The following is a 22,001-nucleotide window of genomic DNA, read 5'->3' on the forward strand; positions in this document are numbered from 1 at the left end:
TTCCTTCAGTCCCGGACGTCGGCCACGGGTTTGTCGCCGAAGTCCTTTCTCTGGAGCCATGCCAGCAGGCGCGCCGCGGCGTCTTCCGGTGACGTGAGCTGTCCCTGGCGCTGGAGCTCGACAAAGCGGCTGCGGTCCGGAAAGGCGGCCGGGTCCCCCGCGCGCAATTGCGACTGCATGTCGGTGTCGATCACGCCCGGCGCCAGCGAGACCAGGCGCGCGCCGTGTTCGCGGTGCGCTTCGTCGAGCGCGCTGCAGCGGGTGAAATGGTCCATGCCGGCCTTGGCGGCGCAGTAGGGCGCCTGCGCGGCCATGGCGTTGCGGCCAAGACCCGAGGAAATGTTGAGCACCTTGCGCGGCCCGCGCCAGCCCGCTTCCACCCAGCCGCCAGTGGCTCGCAGGAAGGCGGCCGTGAGCTGCATCGGCGCTTCCAGGCCCACGCGCAAGGCGTTGGCCAGATCCTCGGGAGGGCATTGGTCCAGCGGGCCGATGCGCGGGATCACACCGGCGTTGTTGATCAGCGTGGCGCTTTTCAGTGCGCTGGTGTCCAGGCCTTCGAGCCAGATCTGCAGGCGCTCGCGAGATCCAGTGGTGTCGGCGAGGTCCTGCGTCCATTGTGTGAGCGGCGCGCCTTTCTGGCGGGCCTGTTCGGCGAGCCCGTCGTTGGCGCGGCGCGAAATGCACAGCAGGTGCCGGGAAGGATCGAGCAATTGCACGGCCATGGCCAGGCCCATGCCGCGCGAGGCGCCGGTGAGGATCGTGAGGTGTCGGGTCGTTGTCATGGGTGGTTCAAAAGGGACAAGGGCTGTGGAATTCGATGAGTTGACCATCGAGCGGGTGTGGCAACTGCAGCCAGTGCGCGTGCAGCAGCAGGCGATCGGCCAGGGCTTGCTGCTGCGTGTTCGCGTACAGCGCATCACCCAGGATGGGGTGGCCGATGGCCTGCAGGTGCACGCGCAGCTGGTGTGTGCGCCCGGTGACCGGCTCCAGTTCTAACCGGGTTGTGATTTCTGCGTGCACGGCCGGTCTTTGCGTGGTCTCCAGCCGCCAGCGCGTGAGGCTGGGCTTTCCCAGCGTGTGGCTGACGACGCTGCGAGGCCGGTTGGGCCAGTCCACGGTGAGCGGCAGGTCGATGAGGTTCCAGCCGTTGTCGGGCTGGTGGTTGCCCATGGCTCCAGCCACCACGGCGGTGTAGCGCTTGTGCACCTGGCGCGTCTCGAACGCGCGCGAAAGGGTGCGCTGGTGCGCCAGCCCGCGCGCCATCACCACCAGGCCCGAGGTGGCCATGTCCAGCCGGTGCACCACCAGCGCGTCGGGCCAGCGCGCCTGGGCGCGTGCGCTCAGGCAGTCCTGCTTGTCGGGGCCGCGTCCGGGCACGGCCAGCAGGCCGGCGGGCTTGTCCAGCACGATAAGAGCGTCGTCGGCGTGGACGACCTGCAAGGTCACGAAGGCGGCCCGAGCGCGCGGACCACCTCATCGGCTTCCAGGCTGCGTGCGGCACCGAATCCGGCCACCTGGCGCGCGCCGAGCGGGGTAAGGGCGACGAAGCTGAAGTCACCCAGCGTGGTCATGTGCGTGGCTTCGGGAAAACGGAGCAGGTAAGCGGCGCAGGCGCTCTTTTCGGCTTCGCCCCCCGCTTCCAGCGTCTGGGCCTGCATGACCAGCATGACGCGAGGCAGCGCATGCACCGGCTCACCCACCACCTCGGCTTGCGCCACGAGCAGTGAAGCGCGGGGCTCGCGCCGTAGGTTGGCGCTGTGTGAGGCGAGTGCGCTGACGTGGATCACGATCACCCGCAGGCTGGTGTCCACCGCGAAAGGCACCAGCGAAACCCATGGCGCGCCGTCCATGCCGAGGGTGCCAAGCGACCCCACCCGCTGGCGCGCCAGCAGTTCACGCAGGGCCTGGGTCAGGCGGGATTGATGGGGCATGGAACGGCCATGGTAGCGCGGCCCGGACCGGCTGTGGAGGCACGGCGTGGTGAAATACCCGCATGTTGTTGCTTGCGCCCATGGAAGGTTTGCTGGATGCGACCCTGCGCGATGTTCTTACGCGCACGGGCGGGGTCGACCGCTGTGTGAGCGAATTCATCCGTGTCACCAACACCTTGTTACCCGAGCGCGCATTTGTGCGCGTGGTGCCCGAGCTTCTGAATGGTGGTTGCACCCGCGCTGGTGTGCCGGTGCGCCCGCAACTGCTGGGTTCGGACCCGGTCTGCCTGGCCGAGAACGCGGCCCGCCTGGCGGGACTGAATCCCCCTGGAATCGATCTCAACTTCGGCTGCCCCGCCAAGACGGTGAACCAGAGCCGTGGCGGTGCGGTGCTGCTGGACGAACCCGAGCTGGTGGGCCGCATCGTGGCGGCGGTGCGTCGCGCCGTGCCCGCCCACGTGCCGGTGTCGGCCAAGATGCGCCTGGGTTTCAACGACGACGCCGTGGCCGAGGCCTGCGCCCAGGCCATCGCCGAGGCCGGCGCCGACGAACTGGTGGTGCACGCCCGCACCAAGGCGCACGGCTACCGCCCGCCGGCCTACTGGGAGCGCATTGCGCAGGTGCGAGAGGCGCTGCCCGCCGCGCACCGCATCCCGGTCATTGCCAACGGCGAGATCTGGAGCGTGGCCGATGCGGCGCGTTGCCGCGAAGTCAGTGGCTGCGACTCGCTCATGATCGGTCGCGGCATGGTGAGCGATCCCGGCCTGGCGCTGGCCATCCGCGGGCAGGGCGGCGTGCACTGGTGGCAGATCGAACCGCTGCTCACGGTGTTCTGGGAGCGGGTGAGTGTGCGGGTGGAGCGCCGCCACCGCGCCGGGCGTCTCAAGCAGTGGCTCAACCTGCTCCGGCGCCGTCATCCCGAGGCGCAGGCCGCCTTCGACGAACTGCGCCTGGTGAACGATCCAGCGGCCGTCGACGCCTGGCTGCTGCGCTCCCGCGCCGATGCGCCCACTACCACAGAGCCGATCCCGGCGTCGCCAGCAGAATTGGGCCAGCCGTGTTAACTTCCGGCCCCGGACCCGATTCAAGACGCCTGTATGACCCCTTTCCAACAACGGCTGGACACGCTCACGCCTGAGCAATTGCGTGGCATGCGGCGCGGCCTTGAAAAGGAGAGCCTGCGTGCCCAGCCCGATGGCCGTCTGGCCCTCACGCCGCACCCTTCCGCTCTGGGCAGTGCGCTCACCCACCCGCACATCACCACCGACTACAGCGAGTCGCAGCTCGAACTCATCACCGGCGTGCACGCCAGTGTCGAGTCGTGCCTGAACGAGCTCACCGAGGTTCACCAGTTCACCGTGCGCAGCCTGCACACGGCCGGCGACGAAATGCTCTGGGCTTCCAGCATGCCCTGCGGCCTGCCCACCGACGAGACCATTCCGCTCGGCCGCTACGGCTCGTCCAACGTGGGCCGCGCCAAGAGCGTCTACCGCATGGGCCTGGGCCACCGCTATGGCCGTCGCATGCAGACCATTTCGGGCATCCACTACAACTGGTCGCTGCCCGGCGTGGGCAACGATGGTTACTTCTCTCTCATCCGAAATTTCCGCCGCCACGCCTTCCTGCTGCTCACGCTGTTCGGTGCCTCGCCCGCAGTGTGTTCCAGCTTTGTCGAAGGCCGCCAGCACGAACTGCAGAAGCTGGGCAATGGTGGCACGCTCTACATGCCGCACGGCACCTCGCTGCGCATGGGCAGGCTGGGTTACCAGAGCGAAGCGCAGGCCACGCTCGCCGTGAGCTACAACGGCCTCGAAGGCTATGCGGCCTCGCTGCACGATGCGCTCACGCGGCCCTGGCCGGCCTACGAGTCGGTGGGTATCCGCAACCCGGGGGGCGACTACAACCAGCTCGCCACCACGCTGCTGCAGATCGAGAACGAGTTCTACGGCACCATCCGCCCCAAGCGCGTGATCTATCCCGGCGAGCGCCCGCTGCACGCGTTGCGCGAGCGCGGTGTGGAATACATCGAAGTGCGCTTGATGGACCTCAATCCCTTCGAGCCCATCGGCATTGGCGCGCCCACACTGCGCTTCCTCGACGTGTTCCTGCTGCACTGCCTGCTCTCGGACAGTCCGCCGGACACGCCAGCCGAGATCCGCGAGCTCGCGCACAACCAGCACCTCACCGCCGCGCGTGGCCGCGAGCCCGGGCTCGACCTTCTGCGCGAGGGCCGGGCGGTGCCGCTGGTGCAGTGGGGGCTGGAGATCATCGACCAGCTTGTGCCCATCGCCGCAGCGCTGGATCTCGCCCAGGGCGGCGTGGAACATGCCGAGGCGGTGGCGCAGGCACGCGCTGCCCTGCAGGACCCGCAGCGGCTGCCCTCGGCCCGCGTGCTGCACGCCATGCACCAGGACCATGGCGATGCTTTCATCGCATTCGCCCGGGCGCAGTCGCTGGCCACGCACCAGCACCTGCTGGCTCTGGACTGGAGCGCCAAGCAACAGGCCCGCTTCGAAGCCATGGCCGCCAAATCGGTGGAAGACCAGCGCGCCATCGAGGCCGCCGACTCCATGCCGTTCGAGATCTACCGACAGGAATACACCTCGTCAGCGCGCCTGGGTCGACCTCAGGTCGCGCCGGAGGCAACGGTTGCGCCAGAAGCCCTCACGGTTTCACGGTAAATCGGAGCGGCCTGGCGCCTGCCACTATCCTGCGGCTTTTTGCTGGAGACTCCCATGGGCCGACTCACCGCCGCCGATTTCGACCAGGAACTGCTGATCCTCTTCGACGCCTATGTGCACGGCGACATCGACCGCCGGGCGTTCCTGGATCGGGCCTCGAAGTTTGCCGTGGGCGGCATGACCGCCGCAGGCCTGCTGGCCGCGCTCAGCCCGAACTTTGCCGCTGCCCAGGTGGTGGCGCCCACCGACGCGCGCGTGAAGACCGAGACTGTCAATGTGGCGTCTCCTCAGGGCTACGGCACCATCAAGGTCTATGTGGCGCAACCGGCCGTGCCACGGCCGGGTGGGCGTTTGCCGGGCGTGCTGGTGGTGCACGAGAACCGCGGCCTGAACCCGCACATCGAAGACATCGCGCGCCGCCTGGCGCTGGACGGTTACCTGGCGTTTGCGCCTGACGCGCTGACGTCGCTGGGAGGCTACCCCGGGGACGAAGAGAAGGCGCGCGCGCTGTTCGCCCAGCTCGATCAGGCCAAGACCCGGCAAGACTTTCTGGCCAGCGCGGCCGCGCTCAAGGCCCGACCCGATGGCACCGGACGCATCGGCGTGGTGGGGTTCTGCTACGGCGGTGGCATTGCGCACATGCTGGCGACCGAATTGCCCGACCTGGCTGCTGCGGTGTCCTACTACGGCAACCACCCACCGGCGGAGGCGGCCGCCCGGGTGAAGGCGCCGCTGCTGATCCATTTTGCTGCGGTCGATGAACGCATCAACGCCGCGTGGCCTGCCTATGAAACAGCGCTCAAGGCGGCCAGTGTGCGCTACATGGCCCACCAGTACCCAGGCACACAGCACGGCTTCAACAACGACACCACGCCGCGTTTCGACGCCGCCGCAGCCAGGCTTTCCTGGGACCGGACGCTGGCGTTCTTCAAGCAGAACCTGGCGTCCTGAACCAGAAGCACACCGCGCCCACCTCAGCCCTGCAGTTCGACTCTGGGCCGTTCGCCGCCGGCTGGCGCGGCCTTCGTGAACGCATTGCCGCCCAGGGCCCGCGCCGTGGCGATATGGGACGTTGCGGCTTGTCCGTTCACATCGAGCAGGAACTCCGAGGTAACGACCTGCGCGCCGCAGAAATCGAAGATGCCGTGGTCGATCTGGGTGCGCATCGCCTTGTCGTAGCCGTGCCGTGAATAGGTGCCTCCGTCCGCGCCGCCGATGCCGATGAGGTGGACGGCGAGGCGGCCGAGCCTTTTCCCCAGCGTGCCGTCTGGCGCCTCGTCGTAGGCCCATCCATTGGAGAACACGCGATCTACCCAGCCTTTGAGCTGGCCCGGGAACGACCACCAGTAGACAGGATAGACGAGCACGAGTGCGTCGGCCCGGTCGATGCGCTCCTGCTCGCGCAGAATGTCCGATGGCAAGGGCTTCTGGAGCAGATAGGCGGAGCGGTCGGCCCGGTTGAACGCCGGATCGAAGCCTTCTGCGGCGATGTCGGCGATCTCGGCGGTGTGTTTGCTCGATGCTGCAACGCCTTCGGCGAACGAGCGCGCGATGGCGTGCGTGAGGGATTGGGGATCGGGATGGCTGACGACGATGAGGGCGTGCATGGTGGGTCCTTTGGATGTGGGTGTAAACTACGGTTGGTAATCTACTGATGGTAGGTTACCTTTGGTAGGTTAAAAATGTCAAGCAAGCAAACGAAACCGGCTATGGAAGTCACGGCGAAGAAGCGCCTCACCAAGGAGGATCGCAACCGCCAGCTCATGGATGTCGCGTGGTCCATCGTGCGCAGCGAAGGAACCGACGCACTGACGCTGGGCTACCTGGCGGAGCGGGCAGGGGTGACGAAGCCCGTGGTGTACGACCATTTCGGCACGCGCACCGGTCTGCTCGGTGTCCTGTACGAGGAGTACGACAACCGGCAGCACGCCTTGATGGACGAGGCCCTGGAGGCGTCGGGCAAGTCGCTCCCCGCCGTGGCCAGGGTGATTGCTGCCACCTACGTCAACTGCGTCATGGAGATGGGCTGCGAGATGCCCGGTGTCAGCGCCGCGCTGGCAGGCTCACCCGAACTCGACGCCTTGAAGAAGAAACTCGAAGCGGCTTTCCTGGCGAAGTGCCAGGCTGCGCTGCAGCCGTTTGCAAAGCGGCCTATCGGGCCCGCCGGCATGCGCGCGATGCTGGGGACGGCAGAGGCGGTGTCGTTTGCGGCGGCTGCCGGCGAGCTCGATCCGGCGGATGCAGAAAACGAGATTTACGACGCCATCGTGCGCATCGCGCGCAGGATGTAAACGGCGTCAGGCCTCGCCGCCAAATCGCTTGATGAGGTTGGCGATGTACTTCTCGACGAGTTTCTCGAACTCGCCTTCCACCACCGGCGCCACCACCATCTTCATGAGGCCGGGCAGCGGCACCTCGATCTCGCCCTGAATCGCCAGGGTGAGGCCGGTGGACTTCTTGTTGTCCACGATCTTCCAGTTGCCACCGACCTGGGCATTGCCCACGCCCTTGACCGGCGTCCATTTCACCGTGCCGCGTGCCTTGTCGCTCACGTATTTGCTGGCGTAGACCGTCTGGATGTTGACCTGCGCGGTGCCGACCTTTTCCATTTCCCACTGGTAGACGCCGCCGCCGAGGTCGGTGAGCTTTTCCACCTTCGGGAAATGGCTGACCGAATCGGGCACATCGGAAAGCACTTCGAACACCTCGGCCGCCTTGGCCTTGACGTCGAACTCGTAGCCCAGGTCGATCTTGACGGTGATGCTCATGAAGCGCCTCTGCGGGGTGTTGAAGTGGAAGCGATTGTAGGGACGGCCACGGCGCCCGGACCCGGGAGTTACACCAAGGCACAATCGCCGCCATGAGCATCCAGTGGTTTCCCGGACACATGCACCTGACGCGCAAGGCCATCACCGAGCGCGTGAAGGACATCGACGTCGTCATCGAAATGCTCGACGCACGCCTGCCCGGTTCCAGCGCCAACCCCTTGCTCGCCGAGCTCACCAGCGGCAAGCCCACCCTGAAGGTGGTGAACAAGCAGGACATGGCCGATCCGCAGCGCACCGAGCTCTGGCTGGCGCACTACAACGCACAACCCCACACCCGTGCCATTGCGCTGGATGCCAGCGTGACCGCACCGGCGCGCGCCATCATCGATGCCTGCTTCAAGCTGGCGCCCCTGCGCGGCGGCATGGTCAAACCCATGCGGGTGCTGATCTGCGGCATTCCCAACGTTGGCAAGTCCACGCTCATCAACACCCTCATGGGCAAGCGCGCCGCAAAAACCGGCGACGAGGCCGGAATCACCCGCAATGAGCAGCGCATCGCCCTGGCCGACGATTTCTACCTTTTCGACACGCCCGGCATGCTCTGGCCGCGCATCGTGGTGCCCGAGAGCGGTTTCAATCTGGCCGCCAGCGGCGCCGTGGGCCGAAACGCCTACGACGATCAGGAAGTGGCGCTGGAGCTGTTGAACAAGCTCAAGCAAGCGTATGCCCCTTTGCTGGAGGCTCGGTACCGACTTGGTCTGAGCAGGGAAGCCATCGCCGCCCTGCACCACGACGAGCTGCTCGAGGCCATCGGCCGCAAGCGCGGGGCCCTGGCCGGCGGCGGTGCGGTGAACTGGCAAAAGGCGGCGGAACTGGTCATTGCCGATTTCCGCAGCGGTGCGCTGGGCCACATCACGCTGGAAACGCCCGAAGAATTCACCCGCTGGCTGAGCGCGGGCCTGGCGGCCGATGCCGATCGGCAGGGCCGCAAGAAAGAGCGCGGATCGAAGGCGCGCAAGCCCGACCGGCGCTGATGGCTCAGGCCGCGACTTTCACGCCCTTCCAGAATGCCACTCGCCCGCGCACCATCTCGGCTTCGGGCTTGGGCTCCGGGTAGTACCAGGCGGCGTCGGCATTGAGTTCGCCGTTGACCAGCAACGAGTAGTAGCTGGCCTGGCCTTTCCAGGGGCAACTGGTGCGGTGGTTGCTGAAGGTGACGTACTCGCGATTGAGCGCACTCTCAGGGAAGTAGTGATTGCCCTCCACCACCACCGTGTCGTCGCTCTCGGCGACCACCACGCCATTCCAGATGGCCTTCATGCGGTGCTGCTCACTTGTTCTTGTCCTTGCCGCGCGGCAGGACGGCCGTGACCGGTGGCACCGGGCGGTCGGAACTGACCGGACCCTTGGGCGTCGAGGTGTCCTTCTTGGGTTTCTTGCTCATCTTTTCGTTGCGCTGTTCCTTGCCCATAGGGCCTCCATTGACAGCCGCGACGCGCGGCTTGATCCGGCGATGGTAAGCGACAAAACGGGCGTTTCAACCGCGCCGGGCGAGCCTCACTGGGCCATGCCCAGGAACTGCGCCAGGGCCTGCGTTCCCATGGATCCGGCCTGCGTCACCACCTGCCCGCTGCCCTGATGTTTTGCCACGATGAAGGGCACCGAGGTGGCGCCCAGCCGATCGAGCAGCGCAGTGTTGTTCTTGATGGTGGCTTCCACTTCGGGCGCGATGCTGGCAGAGGCCGAGATGCCGCCGCTGTTGGCGAGCAACTCGCGTTCGTGGGTGTTCATGGTCTCGGCCGGGTTGGCTGCGGTCATGATGGCCGCGCCCTGGGGCAGGCTCTTGGCATTCAGGAGCGCTACGGGCAGCCAGGTGAATTTCACTTTGCCCTGCAAAGGGATCGAGGCTTGCCAGAGGTGCGCACAGTGGGGGCACTGCGGATCGAACAGCACATACACCGTGTGGGCGCTCATGAGTGCGCCGACGGTGAAGCCCTTGCCTTCCCTGGCCAGTGTGTCCAGGGCCTGGCCAGGTGCGATGGGCGCTGCCGCTGGCGCTGCCGGGCTGGCACTTTCCTGCTTCGAACAGGCACTCAGCGCGACGCTGAGGGAGGCGAGGAGGGCGAGGGAAACATGGCGGCGTTGCATGGTGGGCAGGGACAGGGAGTTGCGCTGAGCGAGATCATCGCAGAGAAGCCCTGCCCCCGGCCATCGTCAACGGTTCAGGATCAGGTGGGCGATGAGGCCCGTGGCGATGGCCACCAGCACGTAGTCGCCACCCACTTGCACCCACTGCTGGCCGCGCGGGGGCGCGTAGAGACGGTGCGAACGGTAGTCCGTGACCACGTATTGACGGCCCCGGTATTCACGCGGGATGTAGTGCCCACGACGGAATTCCGGGCCGCGCGCGTTGTAGTAGCGCGTGTGCTGCGAGTGGCGGAAATCGCGCCGGTCGTCCCTGCGCTCTGCCCGGAAGTCCCGGCGGTCGTCGCGGCGGTCCTGCCGGAAGTCGCGTCGATCATCGCGCCGATCGTCGACCTTGATGATTCTGGGGGCCTCGTGACGCGGACCCTGCGCGAACGACATGGTGCTCATGCCGAGCGTGGCGGCTGCAACAGCAATGACAACAAGGTTTCGGGATTTCATGGAGGTAACTCCTGGGGGTTGGTGAGCCTCCATCGTGTTCCCCGCCTGTATCGCCTTCGTAAACGCAACGCACGCGCTGCGCAAAGTTGCGTAGCAGTGTGTGGCGCCCGGATCAGGCCGCGTCGGTGCGCTGTTTCACGGTGTCCTGCGCATGCAGCTTGGCCGCGATGTACTCGCCGTGCGTCACGTGCAGCAAGCCCGCCACCTTGCTGATCACATGGTGCTCGTTGGCGTCGAGGTGATGGTCGGCAAAGGCCACTTCCCACATGGCCTCGACCACGCGAATCTTCTGGTCCTGCGAGAAGCGCTCATTCAGGCTGCGGGTGAAGCGCTGGTAGTCGTAGGCGGTGCGCGCGGTCTCGTGCGCCAGTTCAAGCAGGCGTTGCAGCTCGTCGTCGGCGAGGTCGAACTTGTTTCGAAGTGCGAGGATGACGGCATCGCGCTCGGCATCCTGCATGGTCGGCTCCGCGCGCATCACCTCCACCAGCAGCACGGCGGTGGCCAGTTGCAACGAATGATCGAGCTCGGCCGGGGGTTGCGCGCCCGGCGGCGCGCTCAGGCTGGTGGCGAGGTTGTCGAACAGGTCCTTGAGACTTCTGAGCATGGGGTGGGTCCGCAAACGTGACAGGTGGATGGGAGCCCTGACTGCATGCCCGAGTTCCCGCGGAGCCTGACTCAGCTCAGCTGCATTGGTACGGTCTCTATGTCGTTTTCCATCAGGCGGCTGGGCATCAGCACCTTGGCCAGGGCATGGCGCTCGGCGTCGTTGAGCACGTCCATCGGGTTCACGCCTTCCGGATCCAGCGTGACCACGCCCAGGCCGAGGCGAGGCCGGAACAACTGACGCGACTTCTTTTCATCCATCACGGTCAGCGGGTGCGACACCGCACTCCGCAGGTGCGTCAGCATCTCGGCCACCGGGGTCTGGTGCTTGTCTGCCGTGGTGACCACCACGAAACAACGCGGGTGGTACAGACCCACCACGCAGCGGAAACCAGCGGCACGGCGGATGCGCGCAGCCAGTGTGACGAGGATCTGGCCTTCCACACCGGGGCCGGCGGTTTCGGCCAGCTCGTAAAGGTTGCTGATGTACAGGCACATCACGGTGCATTCGCCATGGCGGCGCGCTGTGCGCCAGAAGGCATGCTCCACCTGCGCCAGCAGGGCCGAGCCCGTGGGCAGCCCGGTGGAGGGGTCGGTGCTCTGCTGCAGGCGCGAAAGGCGCGTGAGTTCGCGGTTGTGCCGGTTGCGAAGCAGGCCCAGCACCGAGGCCATGAGGAAATACACCAGCGTGACGGCGGCTGTGATCATCCAGGCACCGAGGCCCAGGCCAGGCACTTCCAGACCACGCAGGTACAACCCGATCGTCATTGCTGCCAGGCAGCCAATCGCCAGCAACATCCAGCGCGCCAGCGGGTCACCCAGTTTGGTCGCGCGGATCACCGCGAAGAAGGCCAGCAGCACCGGTACCAGGTTGACCACTGCCGCCGCTGCCAGCAGCGTCCGGAACTGCTCCAGCGGCGCCTGTGTGGCCACCGCAGCCAGACTGAGGGAGGCCAGCAGCACAACGGCGGAGCCCCAGGTGGTGAGCCGGTGCATCAGCGAGTCTTCGCGCACGCCGCCGAGCCAGTTGCCCAGGAAATGCAGCGCCATCGCACCAGCGGTCGGTCCCAGGCTGGCCTTGAGCACCATCATCAGGCGTTCAGGAAGGGCAGGGAAGAACACTTCCGGCAGACCCGTGATGACCACGCAGCTCGCGCCGGTGAGCAGCACGAACAACAGGTTGCGCACGGAGCCGTGGGTGCGGCTGTCCAGCACGTCGGCAAGCGCCAGCGCCGCAAGGGTCAGCAGCCCCCCCAGCATGGCCGACCAGACGGCGATCTCGGAAATGGACATTCGCGGATTATGGTGGTCGCAGTCAGGGGTCCCTCGGACCTATTGCACACTTTGACAGGGTAAGTGGGCGGGCTCCATGGAGCCCGCCCGCGGGGTGTGGAAACGTTCGCGCTGACGAGCGTCCCGGGACTCAGCTTCTGCTGGCAAGGGACCTGCGGGAAGACGACCGGTGACGGTTCTCTTCCTTGCCCCGAGGCTTGAGCCGGGGCATGGGTTCCAGGAAGGTGGAGTGCTGGCGCAGCAGCATGTTGGCCTCGGCCTGGGTGCGGCGTTTTTCCAGCATGTGCAGCACCAGCAAGGCAATGCCGATGCCGATGGCCATCCAGGCGGGTGCCAGCAGGGCCTTGGACGCGAGAGCGGGCACGCCTCGCGCTTCCAGCACCAGTGACAGCAGCCACAGTGCCATGCCGGCGGCGGTGGCCCCCACACCATTGGCCAGCAGCGGCGGCGTTCTGCGTCGGCTGGACCGGCGGCGTGCCGGCGTCTTTGTCTTGCTCATGTCGCGCAAAAATCGGTCTTGTGATGTCTGAATGGCAGGGATCATGCGGCAGGCTCGACGAGTGGCGCCGTTCAGACCGACGAAGCGGGCGATTGGCCGGCTGACCGCAACCCGGGGTGATGCCTTGGTGTGATCGGGGTCAGAGGAAGTAAGTAAAAGGCGTGCGCAAAGCGCCTACATTTGCGACATGCATCTCTCGCCTTCCACCTCACCTGAACACGCCGTCTCGCGGCTGCGCACCGCGCGCCTGGCCGCAAGTGCCAAACCTTACCTGGCGCGCGGCTCGGGCCTGGTTCGGTGTGCGGGCTGCCGGCTGGTCGCAAGCCATTGCATGTGTGTCTCGCGCCCCCAGGCCGTCACGCGCGCCGGCGTGTGCCTCGTCATGGGCGACATCGAAGCCCTCAAGCCCAGCAACACCGGCTGGCTGGTGGCCGATGTGGTGACCGACACCTGGGCCTTCGGCTGGTCTCGAACGGCAGTGGACCCCGGCCTGCTCGCGTTGCTGGCCGATCCGCAATGGCAACCCTACGTGGTGTTCCCCCGTGAGTTCGTTCGGCCCGAGCGGGTGGTGACGGCATTGCTGCCGGCGACCGACACACCGGTGATGCAGGGCACTTCACGCAAGCCCTTGTTCGTGCTGCTCGACGGCACCTGGTCGGAAGCGCGCAAGATGTTCCGCAAGAGTCCCTACCTGGACCATCTGCCGGTGCTCAGTCTGCATCCCGAGCACATGGTGTCGAACTACCGGTTGCGGCGCTCCGCGCGCGAGACGCACTTCTGCACCGCCGAAGTGGCCGCGCTGTGCCTGTCGCTTGCGGGTGAAGACCATGCAGGCAACACGCTGGCGGCATGGTTTGACGTGTTCAGCGAGCACTACCTCAGCCTGCGTCTGAGTGCACCACTGAACCGCGAGAGCGAGGCGCATCAGCGCCTGCTTGACCTCACTCGGCCGGAATCTCGGCCGACACCAGCAGCGTGAGCAACTGCAGCGATTCCTGCCAGCCGAGGTAACAGGCCTCGACAGGTATCACCGCCGGAATGCCAGTCTGCTCCACATGCAGTTCGGTGCCGACCGACACCGCCTTGAAGGTGAGGGTCACGCGCATCTCGCCTGGCAGGTTGGGGTCGTCGAACTTGTCGGTGTGCACGATGCGCTCGTTGGGCACGAGCTCCAGGTATTCACCGCCGAAGGCGTGCGACTGGCCGTTGCTGAAGTTGGTGAACTGCATGCGGTAGCTGCCGCCCACGCGCGCGTCCATCTGCAGCACGCGCCCGGTGAAGCCGTGCGGCGGCAGCCACTTGGGCATGGCGTCGGGGTCGAGGAAGGCGCGGTAGACGCGCTCGGGTGGGGCGGGCAGGACGCGGTGGAGGGTGACGGTACCGGTGGTCATGGCGAATCCTTTCTGGGGAGTTTTCCGTTCGATGGCGGTGCGGACATTCTGACTGCCCACCCTTGCACGACGGACGACAACCCCGGATTCGACAAGTGCCTGGATTCAATCGCCGGTCTTGCCCCGCGCGAAGAGCTCGTCGAGCTTTTCCTCGTACCGGTGGTAGTCGATGGCTTCGTACAACTCGGCACGGGTCTGCATGCTGGAGACCACATCGCGTTGCGTGCCGTCCCTGCGGATGGCCTGGTACACCTGCTCGGCGGCTTTGTTCATGGCGCGGAAAGCCGACAGCGGGTACAGGACGAGCCGCACACCGGCAGCGCGCAGTTCGTCCGCGGTGAACAACGGGGTCTGGCCGAACTCCGTGATGTTGGCCAGTACCGGCACGCGCAGGGGACCGGTGAAGGCGCGGTACATGTCCAGTGTCGTCACCGCTTCGGGGAACACCATGTCGGCACCGGCTTCCACACAGGCCTGTGCCCGCTCCAGTGCGGCCTGCAGGCCGTCCACGGCCAGCGCGTCGGTGCGGGCCATGATCACGAAGTCCGCATCGGTGCGTGCGTCCACGGCCGCCCTGATGCGATCGACCATTTCCTGCAGGCCCACGATCTCCTTGTTGGGCCGGTGGCCACAGCGCTTGGCGCCCACCTGGTCTTCGATGTGGATGGCGGCCGCGCCGGCCTTCTGCATCGCGCGCACCGTGCGGGCCACGTTGAAGGCGGAAGAGCCGAAGCCCGTGTCCACGTCCACCAGCAGCGGCAAGGAGCACACATCCGTGATGCGCCGCACGTCGGTCAGCACGTCGTCCAGGTTGGAGATGCCCAGGTCGGGCAAGCCGAGCGAACCGGCCGCCACGCCCCCGCCAGACAGGTAGATCGCGCGGTAGCCGGCACGCTGGGCCAGCAGGGCGTGGTTGGCGTTGATCGTGCCAACCACCTGCAGGGGCGTCTCTTCCCCCACGGCAAGTCGGAAGGCGCGTCCCGGGCTGAGAAAGGGCATGGATGGGGTCCTTGTCGGGGAATGAAGTGTCAGGTGTCCAGCAGGCCAGGCACGCGGCAGTGGCTCAGGCGTTCGTTCAGCGGTTTCATCGATGGTGCATCGAACACGCCGCTGGCCAGGGCCAAAACGGCAGTGGCCGATTCCGGTCCCACCGCCGCACCTGCCAGTGAAAGGAACTTGCGCTCGATTTCGTCCATGGACATGGGATTCTCCGGCATGCCGCGCGAGTATTCGACGTGGCGTTCCCGCCGCGTGCCATCGTGCAGCGTCAGGATGACGCGCCCGCCGTAGATCTCGGGATAGGCGCGGTCCACGTCGTCGTGGATCTCGATTTCCAGCCGGCGCGCCAATGCCACGACATCGGGGTCGACGATGCGATCGGGCGTGAACTGCTCCAGATAGGCCTGACCATCGTGCATGGCGATGGCCACGTTGTAGCGAAGGCTCATCTGCGCGTTCAGCACCGAATCGGCCTCGTAGTCGAAACCGGTCTGCGTGTTGACCACGCGTGGTATGCCGGCCACCACCCGCGCCACGTCGTCGATGCGCAGCCCGTGCTCGCGCATGAGATCGAGCACCGCGTCCACGCAGGCGTGGTTGCTGCCGCAGCAGGCGTGGGGCTTGAAGCAGGTGAAATCGCTGTGCCACACCTCGCCCAGGCCTTCGGTCACGCGGCCCGGGCGCGGTGCGTCGGACATCGCGAACAGCAGCCCGCCGTCTTCGGCTTCCAGGATGTGGCGCGGCCCTTCGAAACCGCGCTGTGCGAGCAACGCGGCATTCACGCCGTCCTGCGCGGCCTTGCCGGGGTGGATGCGCTTGCTCATGGAGCCGTCGCTGGTGAAGGCCCACAGCCCGGCCGACTGGGTGCCCGCCAGGCCGAGGGCGCTGGCGGTGGTGTGGGCGTCCAGCCCCAGCAGCACGCTGGCGGTGGCCGCTGCAGCCAGCGTGCCGCAGGTGCCCGTGAGGTGCCAGCCGCGCATGCGGGCTCGGCCTGGGTTGGCGCCCTGGCTCACGCGGTTCATGGTTTCGTAGCCAGCGGCCACGGCCGCCAGCACGCGTGCGCCGTTCGCTCCCACCTGTTCACCCAGCGCCAGCGCCACCGGGACCACGATCGCACCCGGGTGGATCTTGGCGCGGCTGTGATCGTCGAAATCGAAGCTGTGCACGGCGGTCGCTGCGGCCAGCACGCTGTGGCCTGCGCTCACGCGCGCGCCACTGGCCCACAGGCTCGCTTGTGGCGGGCCGCCCTGCTCGGTCGCGAAGGCGTGGATGATGCGACCCCACGGCGTGGTCAGACCATACAGGCCACACCCAATGGCGTCCACCACCGCCTTGCCCAGGATGGCGCGGGTGGCGGCGGGGATGGGCCGCTCGGGCATGCTGGCCACGAAATCGGCCAGTGTCTGCGTGATGCCGCGGTGTTCGCGCGCCAGTCTCTTCCAGGAGTCGAGGTCGTCCATGGGGGCTGGATTCAATCCGCGCGAGCGCCCGAGGCCCGGGCCACCACGCCCCAGCGCTGCAGTTCCTCGCGCATGAAGGCATTGAAGGCGTCTGGCGTGCTGGAGCCCATGGGATCGATGCCGTTGGACACCAGGGCCTCGCGCACCTGTGGCGTGCGGATGGTCTCGTTCAGTGCCTTGTGCAGGCGCTCGACGATGGGCCGAGGCAAGCCCGCCGGACCCATGACGGCGAACCAGTTGAACGCCAGCAGTGAGGGGATGCCTTGTTCGACCGAGGTGGGTGTCTGTGGCAGGGCGGGCGAGCGTTCCTGGTTGGTGATGGCCAGCGGTCGCAGCTTGCCTTCCTTCACCATGCCCAGCAGCGCGGGCAGGTCCATGATGACGCCGTTCACGTGTCCACCAGCGGTGTCCGTGACAGCCGGGCCCGCCCCACGGTAAGGCACGTGCATGAAGCGGCCCGACGTGGCCGTGCGCAGCAGCTCGATGGCCAGATGCGGCAGCCCACCATTGCCGGAGGACGAGAGCGTGACTTCGCGGGTGCGCGAGAGGGCCACGAGTTCCTGCAGCGTGTTCGCCGGGACCGAAGGGTGGACCGCGATCAGTTCCGGGGTGGCCGCCACGCTGGTGATGCCAGTCAGGTCCTTCACGGGATCGAACGGCATCTTCGAATAGGTGTTCGGGCTGATCACCAGCGGGCTCGCGCTGGCCAGCGTGATGGTGTAGCCGTCCGGCGCCGAACGCGCCACGAAGTCGGTGCCGATCAGCGCGTTGCTGCCGGGCTTGTTCACCACCACCACCGGCACCCCCAGCAGCTCGCCCAGGCGAGGCGCAAGAATGCGCGCCACGATATCGTTGGAGCCACCCGGCGGGAAGCCCACCACCAGGTTGATGGCGCGCGAAGGGAAGTCCTGCGCCTGCGCCTGCGCACCGATGCCCAGACTGGCGGCACCCGCGACGAGGGCAACGGCGCTGATCAGGGCACGGCGGCGCAGCCGCCGCTGCCCGTTGGCGGAGGGAGTTGGGGTGGTCTCTGGATGGTGCATGTGTGTCTCCGGTTGTTGTGGCGTCGAGAATTCGCTTCAGGTCGTGGTCACGGGTGCGCGGTCCAGCCGCACGGCGATGCCTTGCAGTTCCGGCGTGGGTGCTTCGTAGCGCTGCATCACCAGCGGGTCGTGGCCGGGCACGATGTGCTCGGGCGATTCCGCGAGCTCGCGCAGCCGGTCGAACCCGGCCACCATGTCGCCGACGTGGTGCACCAGCGGAAAGCAGCGTCGCTGCTCGAAGTGCTCGTAGTAATGGCTGGCATCGGACGCCAGCACCACCCAGCCGCGCGCGGTGTGCACGCGCACGCATTGCAGCCCGGCGGTGTGGCCGCCGATCAGGTGCACGCTGATGCCGGGCGCGAGTTCTGCGTCGCCATCGTGGAAGCTCACGCGGTCCTTGTAGACCAGGCGAACGAAGCCTGTGACGTGATCAGGCTCGTAGGGGCGTGCGAAGCGGTCGCAGCACATGTAGCGGCCGGTGGCGTAGTCCATCTCCTTGTCCTGCAGATGGAACCTGGCGTTCGGGTACTCATTGAACGTACCCGCGTGGTCGTTGTGCAGGTGGGTGATGACGATGTCGCGCACATCGGCGCAGTGGATGCCCAGCAGACCCAGCGCCTGCGCGGGGCGGCGCAGCAAGGTGCGGTGGCGCTTGATGGCCATGTCCTCGTTGAAGCCGGTGTCCACCAGCCACAGGCGCTGCGCGTCGCGCACCACCCACAGGTAGTAGTCCATGGGTGCGGGCTGGTCATGGGGATCTCCGCCGATGAAGTGGTCGGGCCGCGCACCGGCGCGTGTGGCGTATCGCAAGGCGATCACCTCGTACTGCGGCAGATCCCCAGCCATGCTCAGCGCGCCACCGGTTGCGTCAGGCGCATGAGCTCACCGATGTTTCGGCAGTCTTCAACGGCGAGGATCGCGGCCGCCAGCTCGGCGCTGCGGGACGCTCCAAGCACCGGCAGGGCGAGGCTGTCGAACTTCGCGCGCAGTTCGCTGTCGTCCATCGGGTTCTGGATCGACCCCTTGGGGTAGTCGACCTGCGAGACGTGGCGCGTGCCGTCGTCCATTTCCATGACCAACCTGCACGATACGCCGCGCGGCAGCGAGGCATCGACGGTGATGCGCAACATGTCGGAGAGCCTGAGGAGTTCGGGCTCGCTCAGGCGCTGGTCGTTGTACTGCTCGAACAGCGCCTGGCCGTCGGCAAGGGCCACCGCCACCGAGTAGGGCACGCTCACCTGCGCCTCGTGGTAGGTGCTCGGGCGCGCGTTCTGGTGGTACAGCGCCCAGTCGGGGTGGCGCGCCATTTCCATCGAGACGATGCGCGACACATCAACCTTGTGCTTGCGCCGGATGTCCAGTGCGCAGTCGATCGCGTTGTGGATCGGGCGAGCGCACGAATAAGGTTTGAATTCGATCTCGAGCGGGTACGGCTGGTCCAGGTTTTCCACCAGGCGTTCGGGCTGGTTCTGGTCGGTGAAGGCGGCGAGGAAACCGCGCTCGCCCTCGAAGATGGTGGCCGCGCCAGTGAAGCCCAGTCCTGCCATGGTGGCCGCGGTCACACCGTTGCGCGCAGCGGGTGCGGGGTTGAAGCGCTTCTGCATGGAGGGGCCGTACATCTCCATCAGGCCACTGGCGCTGGCGCCCGCCATGCCGAGTGCGGAAACGGTCTGCGTGGATGAGAGCCCTTGCAGCTTGGCCGCGGCAATGGTGGCGCCGAACACGCCACAGGTGGGCGTGGTGTGGTAGCCGCGGTTGCGCAACGACCAGTTGGCCGCGTTGCTCAGGCGTTCCATCATTTCGCAACCCGCCGCCAGTGCGACCAGCAGCTGCTCGCCGCTGGCGCCGAGCTGTTCACCCACGGCCAGCGCGGCCGAGTAGACCGGTGGGCTGAAGTGGAACAGCGCCAGCACGTCGATGTCGTCCAGCTCCACGCTGTGCGAGGAGATGGCATTGGCGAACGCTGCCTGCATGGCGGGGACGCGACCCTGGCCCCCGATCAGCGTGGACTCTTCGTGGCCACCGGTGATGGCGGCGAACTGACGGGCCACGCTGCCACTTTCGGTCTGGCTGCCGGCCACGGCCACGCCGATGTAGTCCAGCAGCAGGCGCTTGACGGCGCGGCGAGTCTCGCTGGTGAGACTGGCGGCGTCCTGGCGGTTGAAGTGTTCACCCAGGCGTTCGGCAAGGGTGGGGGCGTCGGTGCTGTGAGGTTCGGCGTGTTTCATGGAAATGAGTCGATGTGGTCAAGAAAAAGGAGGAAGGCTCCAGGCCTGCGCGCGCGGCGCGACGACCAAAGCCATGAGCTCGTGCAGGTTGTCCAGGTGTTCCAGCCGCGCGACGAGGGAGACCACGCGGTCGATGTCGGCAGCGCGCAGGCACGAGGCCACCACGTGGCGAAACTTGTATTCGACGTCGGCCGCCGACAGCGGGTTTTCCGGGCTGCCACGGCGGTGCAGGATCTCGTGCGCGAGTTCTCGGCCGTCGCGCAGCGTGAGCTGCATCCGTGCGGCGTGGCGGAACGGCGCGCCCATGGCCTCGATCTCCGGGTCCACCCGCGCCTCGATGCGCCGGATGAAGTCCATCACGCGAGGTTCGGCCAGGCGGTCTTCGCTGTATTGCGCCACGAAGGCCATGCCGTCGTAAGCCATGACGGCCAGGCCGTAGTACAGGTTCATCTGCGCCGCCGTCACACCCTGCGCCTTGTATTCCCAGGCGCAATGCGTGTAGGTCATGGGGCTCAGGCCCACCTCGATGCGGGCGATGTCGTCTGGCTGGATGCCATGTGTGGTCATGAGATGCGCCAGCGCGTCCAGCGCGGCATGGATGCTGGTCACGCAGGCGTGGGGCTTGTAGCCGACCTTGCCCGCTTCCCACACACTGCCCAGACCGTCGGTCAGTCGCGCAGCGTTGGGCTTGCCGGAATAGGTGCTGAGGTAACCGCCGTAGCCGGCTTCCAGCACGTCCGTGATGCCCGTGAAGCCGCGCTGCGCCAGCTGCGCGGCGTAGACGCCGCTCTGGGCGGCGCGCCCGCAGTGCAGGCGTTTGACCATGGCGCCTTCCTGCGCGGCCATCAGTCCCCCGGCCTGCGAGCCCACGATGCCCAGAGCGTGCAGGGTCTGGCCGGCGTCCAGGCCGAGCATGTGCGCGGCCGAGGCGGCGGCGACGAACACGCCCGAGGTGCCCTGGGGATGAAAGCCGCGGAAGAACAGGTCCATGGTGGCGGCATTGCCCACGCGCGTGCCGATCTCGTAGCCCGCGGCCATCGCCGCCAGCAGCGTGCGGCCGCTGGTGCTGACCTGCTGTTCGCCCAGGGCCAGCGTCACGGGAACGGCAATCGATCCCGCGTGAACGATGGATTCCTTGTGGATGTCGTCCAGCTCGAACGCATGGCCCGCCGTGGCGTTGACCAGCACCGCGCCCGCCACCGATGTGCGCGCACCCCGACCCATGATGGAGGCCACGGGCATGGCTCCCTCGGCCTCCACCATGGCCTGCACATGCTGCGTCCAGGGCAGGGTGGCCCCCCACAGGCAGCATCCCAGGCTGTCAAGCACGCTGGTCTTCATGCGCTCGATGACCTCGGCCGGGATGTCCGGGTAGCGGATGGCCGAGGAGAATTCGGCCAGTGTGCGGCTGGCTCCCTCCAGAAGCGGAGGCACGTTGCTGCTCATTCGCGATGTCCCTGTTTCACTCGAGGATGGTTCCGGAGGCCTTGATGCGTTCGGCCCATTTCTGATGCTCGGACTTGAGGAAGGCTGTGGCCTGTTCGGCGTTGCCGTTCATCACCGTCATGCCGGTGGCTTTGAGCTTTTCCTGCAGGTCCGGCGAATCGACGGCGCGTGCGATGGCCTTCTGCAGGAAGTCCACCGTCTCCTTTGACATGCCCGCCGGGCCCAGCACCATGTACCAGGTGGTGGACGAGTAGTCCTTGATGCCGGTCTCTTCGATGGTGGGCATGTCCAGGGCGATCGGCGAGCGCTTGGTGCCGGTCTGTCCCAGGGAGCGCAGGCGACCGTCGCGCACGAAGGGCATGCTCTCGGCGATCGGCAGCATGGTCACGTCCACGCGGCCGGCCATCACGTCGAGCATGGCGGGGCCGCCGCCGCGGTACGGGATGTGGGAGTACTGCATGCCGGTCTGGGCGCGCAACACGTCCATGGCCAGGTGGGAGGAACTGCCGTTGCCCGAACTGGCAAAGCGAATGGCGTCGGGCTTGGCCTTGGAAGCTTCCACCAGTTCGGTCACGCTCTTGATGGGCAGCGCCGGGTTGATGAGCAGCACCAGCGGTGCCTCGCCCACCAGCGCGATGGGCGTGAAGTCCTCCAGCTTGTAGTTGACCTTGCGGTACAGGCTGGGGTTGATGGCGATGCCCGGCGTGCTGAAGAGCAGCGAGTAGCCGTCGTTCTTGCTGGTGGCGATGTGGGCGAACGCGATGTTGCCCCCAGCACCGGTGCGGTTCTCCACCACGAACTGCTGTCCGACCTGTTCGCTGAGCTTCTGCGCCACATGTCTTCCCACGATGTCGGCGCTGCCGCCGGCGGGGAAGGCCACCGTCATCTGGACGGGTCGGCTCGGGTAGTTCTGTGCCAGGGCCGCGGTGGCGGCCAGGGTGAGCGCGGTGGCGCAGGCAAGTGTGGTGGCAAGTTTCATGGATGTCTCCTGTCGGTGTTGTGGTGGGACTGGC

Annotated in this window: 25 protein-coding genes; 6 read left to right on the forward strand and 19 right to left on the reverse strand. The window is 66.8% G+C overall.

Annotated features, from left to right (window positions below):
* Positions 1–5: 5 nt before the first annotated feature.
* Genes ACTIF6_RS10255 through ACTIF6_RS10265 form a run of 3 tightly spaced genes read right to left on the reverse strand, consistent with a single transcriptional unit; the run spans position 6 to position 1,931 of the window.
* Complete coding sequence (locus ACTIF6_RS10255; protein WP_439587873.1) at positions 6–782, reverse strand: SDR family NAD(P)-dependent oxidoreductase; 777 nt, start codon at positions 780–782, stop codon at positions 6–8.
* 7 nt (positions 783–789) lie between these two features.
* Complete coding sequence (locus tag ACTIF6_RS10260; RefSeq protein WP_439587874.1) at positions 790–1,446, reverse strand: RluA family pseudouridine synthase; 657 nt, start codon at positions 1,444–1,446, stop codon at positions 790–792.
* Positions 1,443–1,931: a HugZ family protein gene (locus tag ACTIF6_RS10265; RefSeq protein ID WP_439587875.1), complete on the reverse strand. Its 489-nt coding sequence runs from the start codon at positions 1,929–1,931 to the stop codon at positions 1,443–1,445. Before ACTIF6_RS10265 ends, ACTIF6_RS10260 begins: the two co-directional genes overlap by 4 nt.
* 62 nt (positions 1,932–1,993) lie before the next feature.
* On the opposite strand from ACTIF6_RS10265, the gene ACTIF6_RS10270 reads away from it, so the two are divergent.
* Genes ACTIF6_RS10270 through ACTIF6_RS10280 form a run of 3 tightly spaced genes read left to right on the forward strand, consistent with a single transcriptional unit; the run spans position 1,994 to position 5,563 of the window.
* Complete coding sequence (locus tag ACTIF6_RS10270) at positions 1,994–2,995, forward strand: tRNA dihydrouridine synthase (RefSeq protein ID WP_439587876.1); 1,002 nt, start codon at positions 1,994–1,996, stop codon at positions 2,993–2,995.
* Positions 2,996–3,028: 33 nt separating this feature from the next.
* Positions 3,029–4,612, forward strand: a complete 1,584-nt coding sequence (gene gshA, locus ACTIF6_RS10275) for a glutamate--cysteine ligase (protein ID WP_439587877.1) — start codon at positions 3,029–3,031, stop codon at positions 4,610–4,612.
* Between the two features lie 54 nt (positions 4,613–4,666).
* On the forward strand, positions 4,667–5,563 hold the full coding sequence (locus ACTIF6_RS10280) for a dienelactone hydrolase family protein (RefSeq protein ID WP_439587878.1): 897 nt from the start codon (positions 4,667–4,669) through the stop codon (positions 5,561–5,563).
* 23 nt (positions 5,564–5,586) lie between these two features.
* On the opposite strand, the gene ACTIF6_RS10285 is transcribed toward ACTIF6_RS10280, so the two are convergent.
* Positions 5,587–6,219, reverse strand: a complete 633-nt coding sequence (locus ACTIF6_RS10285) for an NAD(P)H-dependent oxidoreductase (RefSeq protein ID WP_439587879.1) — start codon at positions 6,217–6,219, stop codon at positions 5,587–5,589.
* Positions 6,220–6,294: 75 nt separating this feature from the next.
* Here ACTIF6_RS10285 and ACTIF6_RS10290 point away from each other — a divergent pair, with 75 nt between their 5' ends.
* Positions 6,295–6,903 (forward strand): TetR/AcrR family transcriptional regulator, encoded by a 609-nt coding sequence (locus tag ACTIF6_RS10290; RefSeq protein WP_439587880.1) that lies wholly within the window; start codon positions 6,295–6,297, stop codon positions 6,901–6,903.
* Between the two features lie 6 nt (positions 6,904–6,909).
* On the opposite strand, the gene ACTIF6_RS10295 is transcribed toward ACTIF6_RS10290, so the two are convergent.
* On the reverse strand, positions 6,910–7,380 hold the full coding sequence (locus tag ACTIF6_RS10295) for an SRPBCC family protein (RefSeq protein WP_439587881.1): 471 nt from the start codon (positions 7,378–7,380) through the stop codon (positions 6,910–6,912).
* Positions 7,381–7,472: 92 nt separating this feature from the next.
* Between ACTIF6_RS10295 and ylqF the strand changes: the two genes are divergently transcribed.
* On the forward strand, positions 7,473–8,414 hold the full coding sequence (ylqF, locus tag ACTIF6_RS10300; protein WP_439587882.1) for a ribosome biogenesis GTPase YlqF: 942 nt from the start codon (positions 7,473–7,475) through the stop codon (positions 8,412–8,414).
* Between the two features lie 4 nt (positions 8,415–8,418).
* Here the strand turns inward: ylqF and ACTIF6_RS10305 are convergent, their stop codons facing one another.
* The 6 genes from ACTIF6_RS10305 to ACTIF6_RS10330 all read right to left on the reverse strand — a co-directional run bounded on the left by ACTIF6_RS10305 (position 8,419) and on the right by ACTIF6_RS10330 (position 12,421).
* Positions 8,419–8,700, reverse strand: coding sequence for a DUF427 domain-containing protein (locus ACTIF6_RS10305; RefSeq protein ID WP_439587883.1), 282 nt, complete (start codon positions 8,698–8,700; stop codon positions 8,419–8,421).
* 237 nt (positions 8,701–8,937) lie between these two features.
* The gene (locus ACTIF6_RS10310; protein ID WP_439587884.1) at positions 8,938–9,528 is read right to left on the reverse strand and encodes a DsbC family protein; all 591 of its coding nucleotides are present in this window, start codon (positions 9,526–9,528) and stop codon (positions 8,938–8,940) included.
* Between the two features lie 66 nt (positions 9,529–9,594).
* Positions 9,595–10,026 carry an RcnB family protein gene (locus ACTIF6_RS10315; RefSeq protein ID WP_439587885.1) on the reverse strand — a complete coding sequence of 144 codons (432 nt, stop codon included), beginning with the start codon at positions 10,024–10,026 and terminating at the stop codon, positions 9,595–9,597.
* A 112-nt stretch (positions 10,027–10,138) separates the two neighbouring features.
* Positions 10,139–10,630 (reverse strand): TerB family tellurite resistance protein, encoded by a 492-nt coding sequence (locus ACTIF6_RS10320; RefSeq protein WP_439587886.1) that lies wholly within the window; start codon positions 10,628–10,630, stop codon positions 10,139–10,141.
* Positions 10,631–10,701: 71 nt separating this feature from the next.
* Entirely contained in the window at positions 10,702–11,922 is a 1,221-nt protein-coding gene (locus ACTIF6_RS10325; RefSeq protein WP_439587887.1) for a diguanylate cyclase domain-containing protein, read from the reverse strand.
* Positions 11,923–12,052: 130 nt separating this feature from the next.
* On the reverse strand, positions 12,053–12,421 hold the full coding sequence (locus tag ACTIF6_RS10330) for a hypothetical protein (protein ID WP_439587888.1): 369 nt from the start codon (positions 12,419–12,421) through the stop codon (positions 12,053–12,055).
* A gap of 187 nt (positions 12,422–12,608) precedes the next feature.
* On the opposite strand from ACTIF6_RS10330, the gene ACTIF6_RS10335 reads away from it, so the two are divergent.
* Positions 12,609–13,400, forward strand: a complete 792-nt coding sequence (locus tag ACTIF6_RS10335) for a tRNA-uridine aminocarboxypropyltransferase (protein WP_439587889.1) — start codon at positions 12,609–12,611, stop codon at positions 13,398–13,400.
* Here ACTIF6_RS10335 and ACTIF6_RS10340 read toward each other — a convergent pair.
* The 8 genes from ACTIF6_RS10340 to ACTIF6_RS10375 all read right to left on the reverse strand — a co-directional run bounded on the left by ACTIF6_RS10340 (position 13,363) and on the right by ACTIF6_RS10375 (position 21,967).
* Positions 13,363–13,812 (reverse strand): SRPBCC family protein, encoded by a 450-nt coding sequence (locus ACTIF6_RS10340; protein WP_439587890.1) that lies wholly within the window; start codon positions 13,810–13,812, stop codon positions 13,363–13,365. The two genes, ACTIF6_RS10335 and ACTIF6_RS10340, sit on opposite strands and share 38 nt — an antisense overlap.
* 105 nt (positions 13,813–13,917) lie before the next feature.
* Complete coding sequence (gene prpB, locus ACTIF6_RS10345) at positions 13,918–14,811, reverse strand: methylisocitrate lyase (RefSeq protein WP_439587891.1); 894 nt, start codon at positions 14,809–14,811, stop codon at positions 13,918–13,920.
* A 29-nt stretch (positions 14,812–14,840) separates the two neighbouring features.
* The gene (locus tag ACTIF6_RS10350; RefSeq protein WP_439587892.1) at positions 14,841–16,271 is read right to left on the reverse strand and encodes an MmgE/PrpD family protein; all 1,431 of its coding nucleotides are present in this window, start codon (positions 16,269–16,271) and stop codon (positions 14,841–14,843) included.
* Between the two features lie 11 nt (positions 16,272–16,282).
* Positions 16,283–17,314 carry a Bug family tripartite tricarboxylate transporter substrate binding protein gene (locus ACTIF6_RS10355; protein ID WP_439587893.1) on the reverse strand — a complete coding sequence of 344 codons (1,032 nt, stop codon included), beginning with the start codon at positions 17,312–17,314 and terminating at the stop codon, positions 16,283–16,285.
* Between the two features lie 36 nt (positions 17,315–17,350).
* A complete protein-coding gene (locus tag ACTIF6_RS10360) occupies positions 17,351–18,160 on the reverse strand; it encodes an N-acyl homoserine lactonase family protein (RefSeq protein WP_439587894.1) in 810 nt (269 codons plus the stop codon).
* Positions 18,161–18,162: 2 nt separating this feature from the next.
* On the reverse strand, positions 18,163–19,542 hold the full coding sequence (locus tag ACTIF6_RS10365; RefSeq protein ID WP_439587895.1) for an MmgE/PrpD family protein: 1,380 nt from the start codon (positions 19,540–19,542) through the stop codon (positions 18,163–18,165).
* Between the two features lie 18 nt (positions 19,543–19,560).
* Positions 19,561–20,988 carry an MmgE/PrpD family protein gene (locus tag ACTIF6_RS10370; protein ID WP_439587896.1) on the reverse strand — a complete coding sequence of 476 codons (1,428 nt, stop codon included), beginning with the start codon at positions 20,986–20,988 and terminating at the stop codon, positions 19,561–19,563.
* 16 nt (positions 20,989–21,004) lie between these two features.
* Positions 21,005–21,967, reverse strand: coding sequence for a Bug family tripartite tricarboxylate transporter substrate binding protein (locus ACTIF6_RS10375; protein ID WP_439587897.1), 963 nt, complete (start codon positions 21,965–21,967; stop codon positions 21,005–21,007).
* Between the last annotated feature and the right edge of the window lie 34 nt (positions 21,968–22,001).

The sequence above is a fragment of the Hydrogenophaga sp. genome, from assembly GCF_051860785.1.
Lineage (GTDB): Bacteria > Pseudomonadota > Gammaproteobacteria > Burkholderiales > Burkholderiaceae_C > Hydrogenophaga.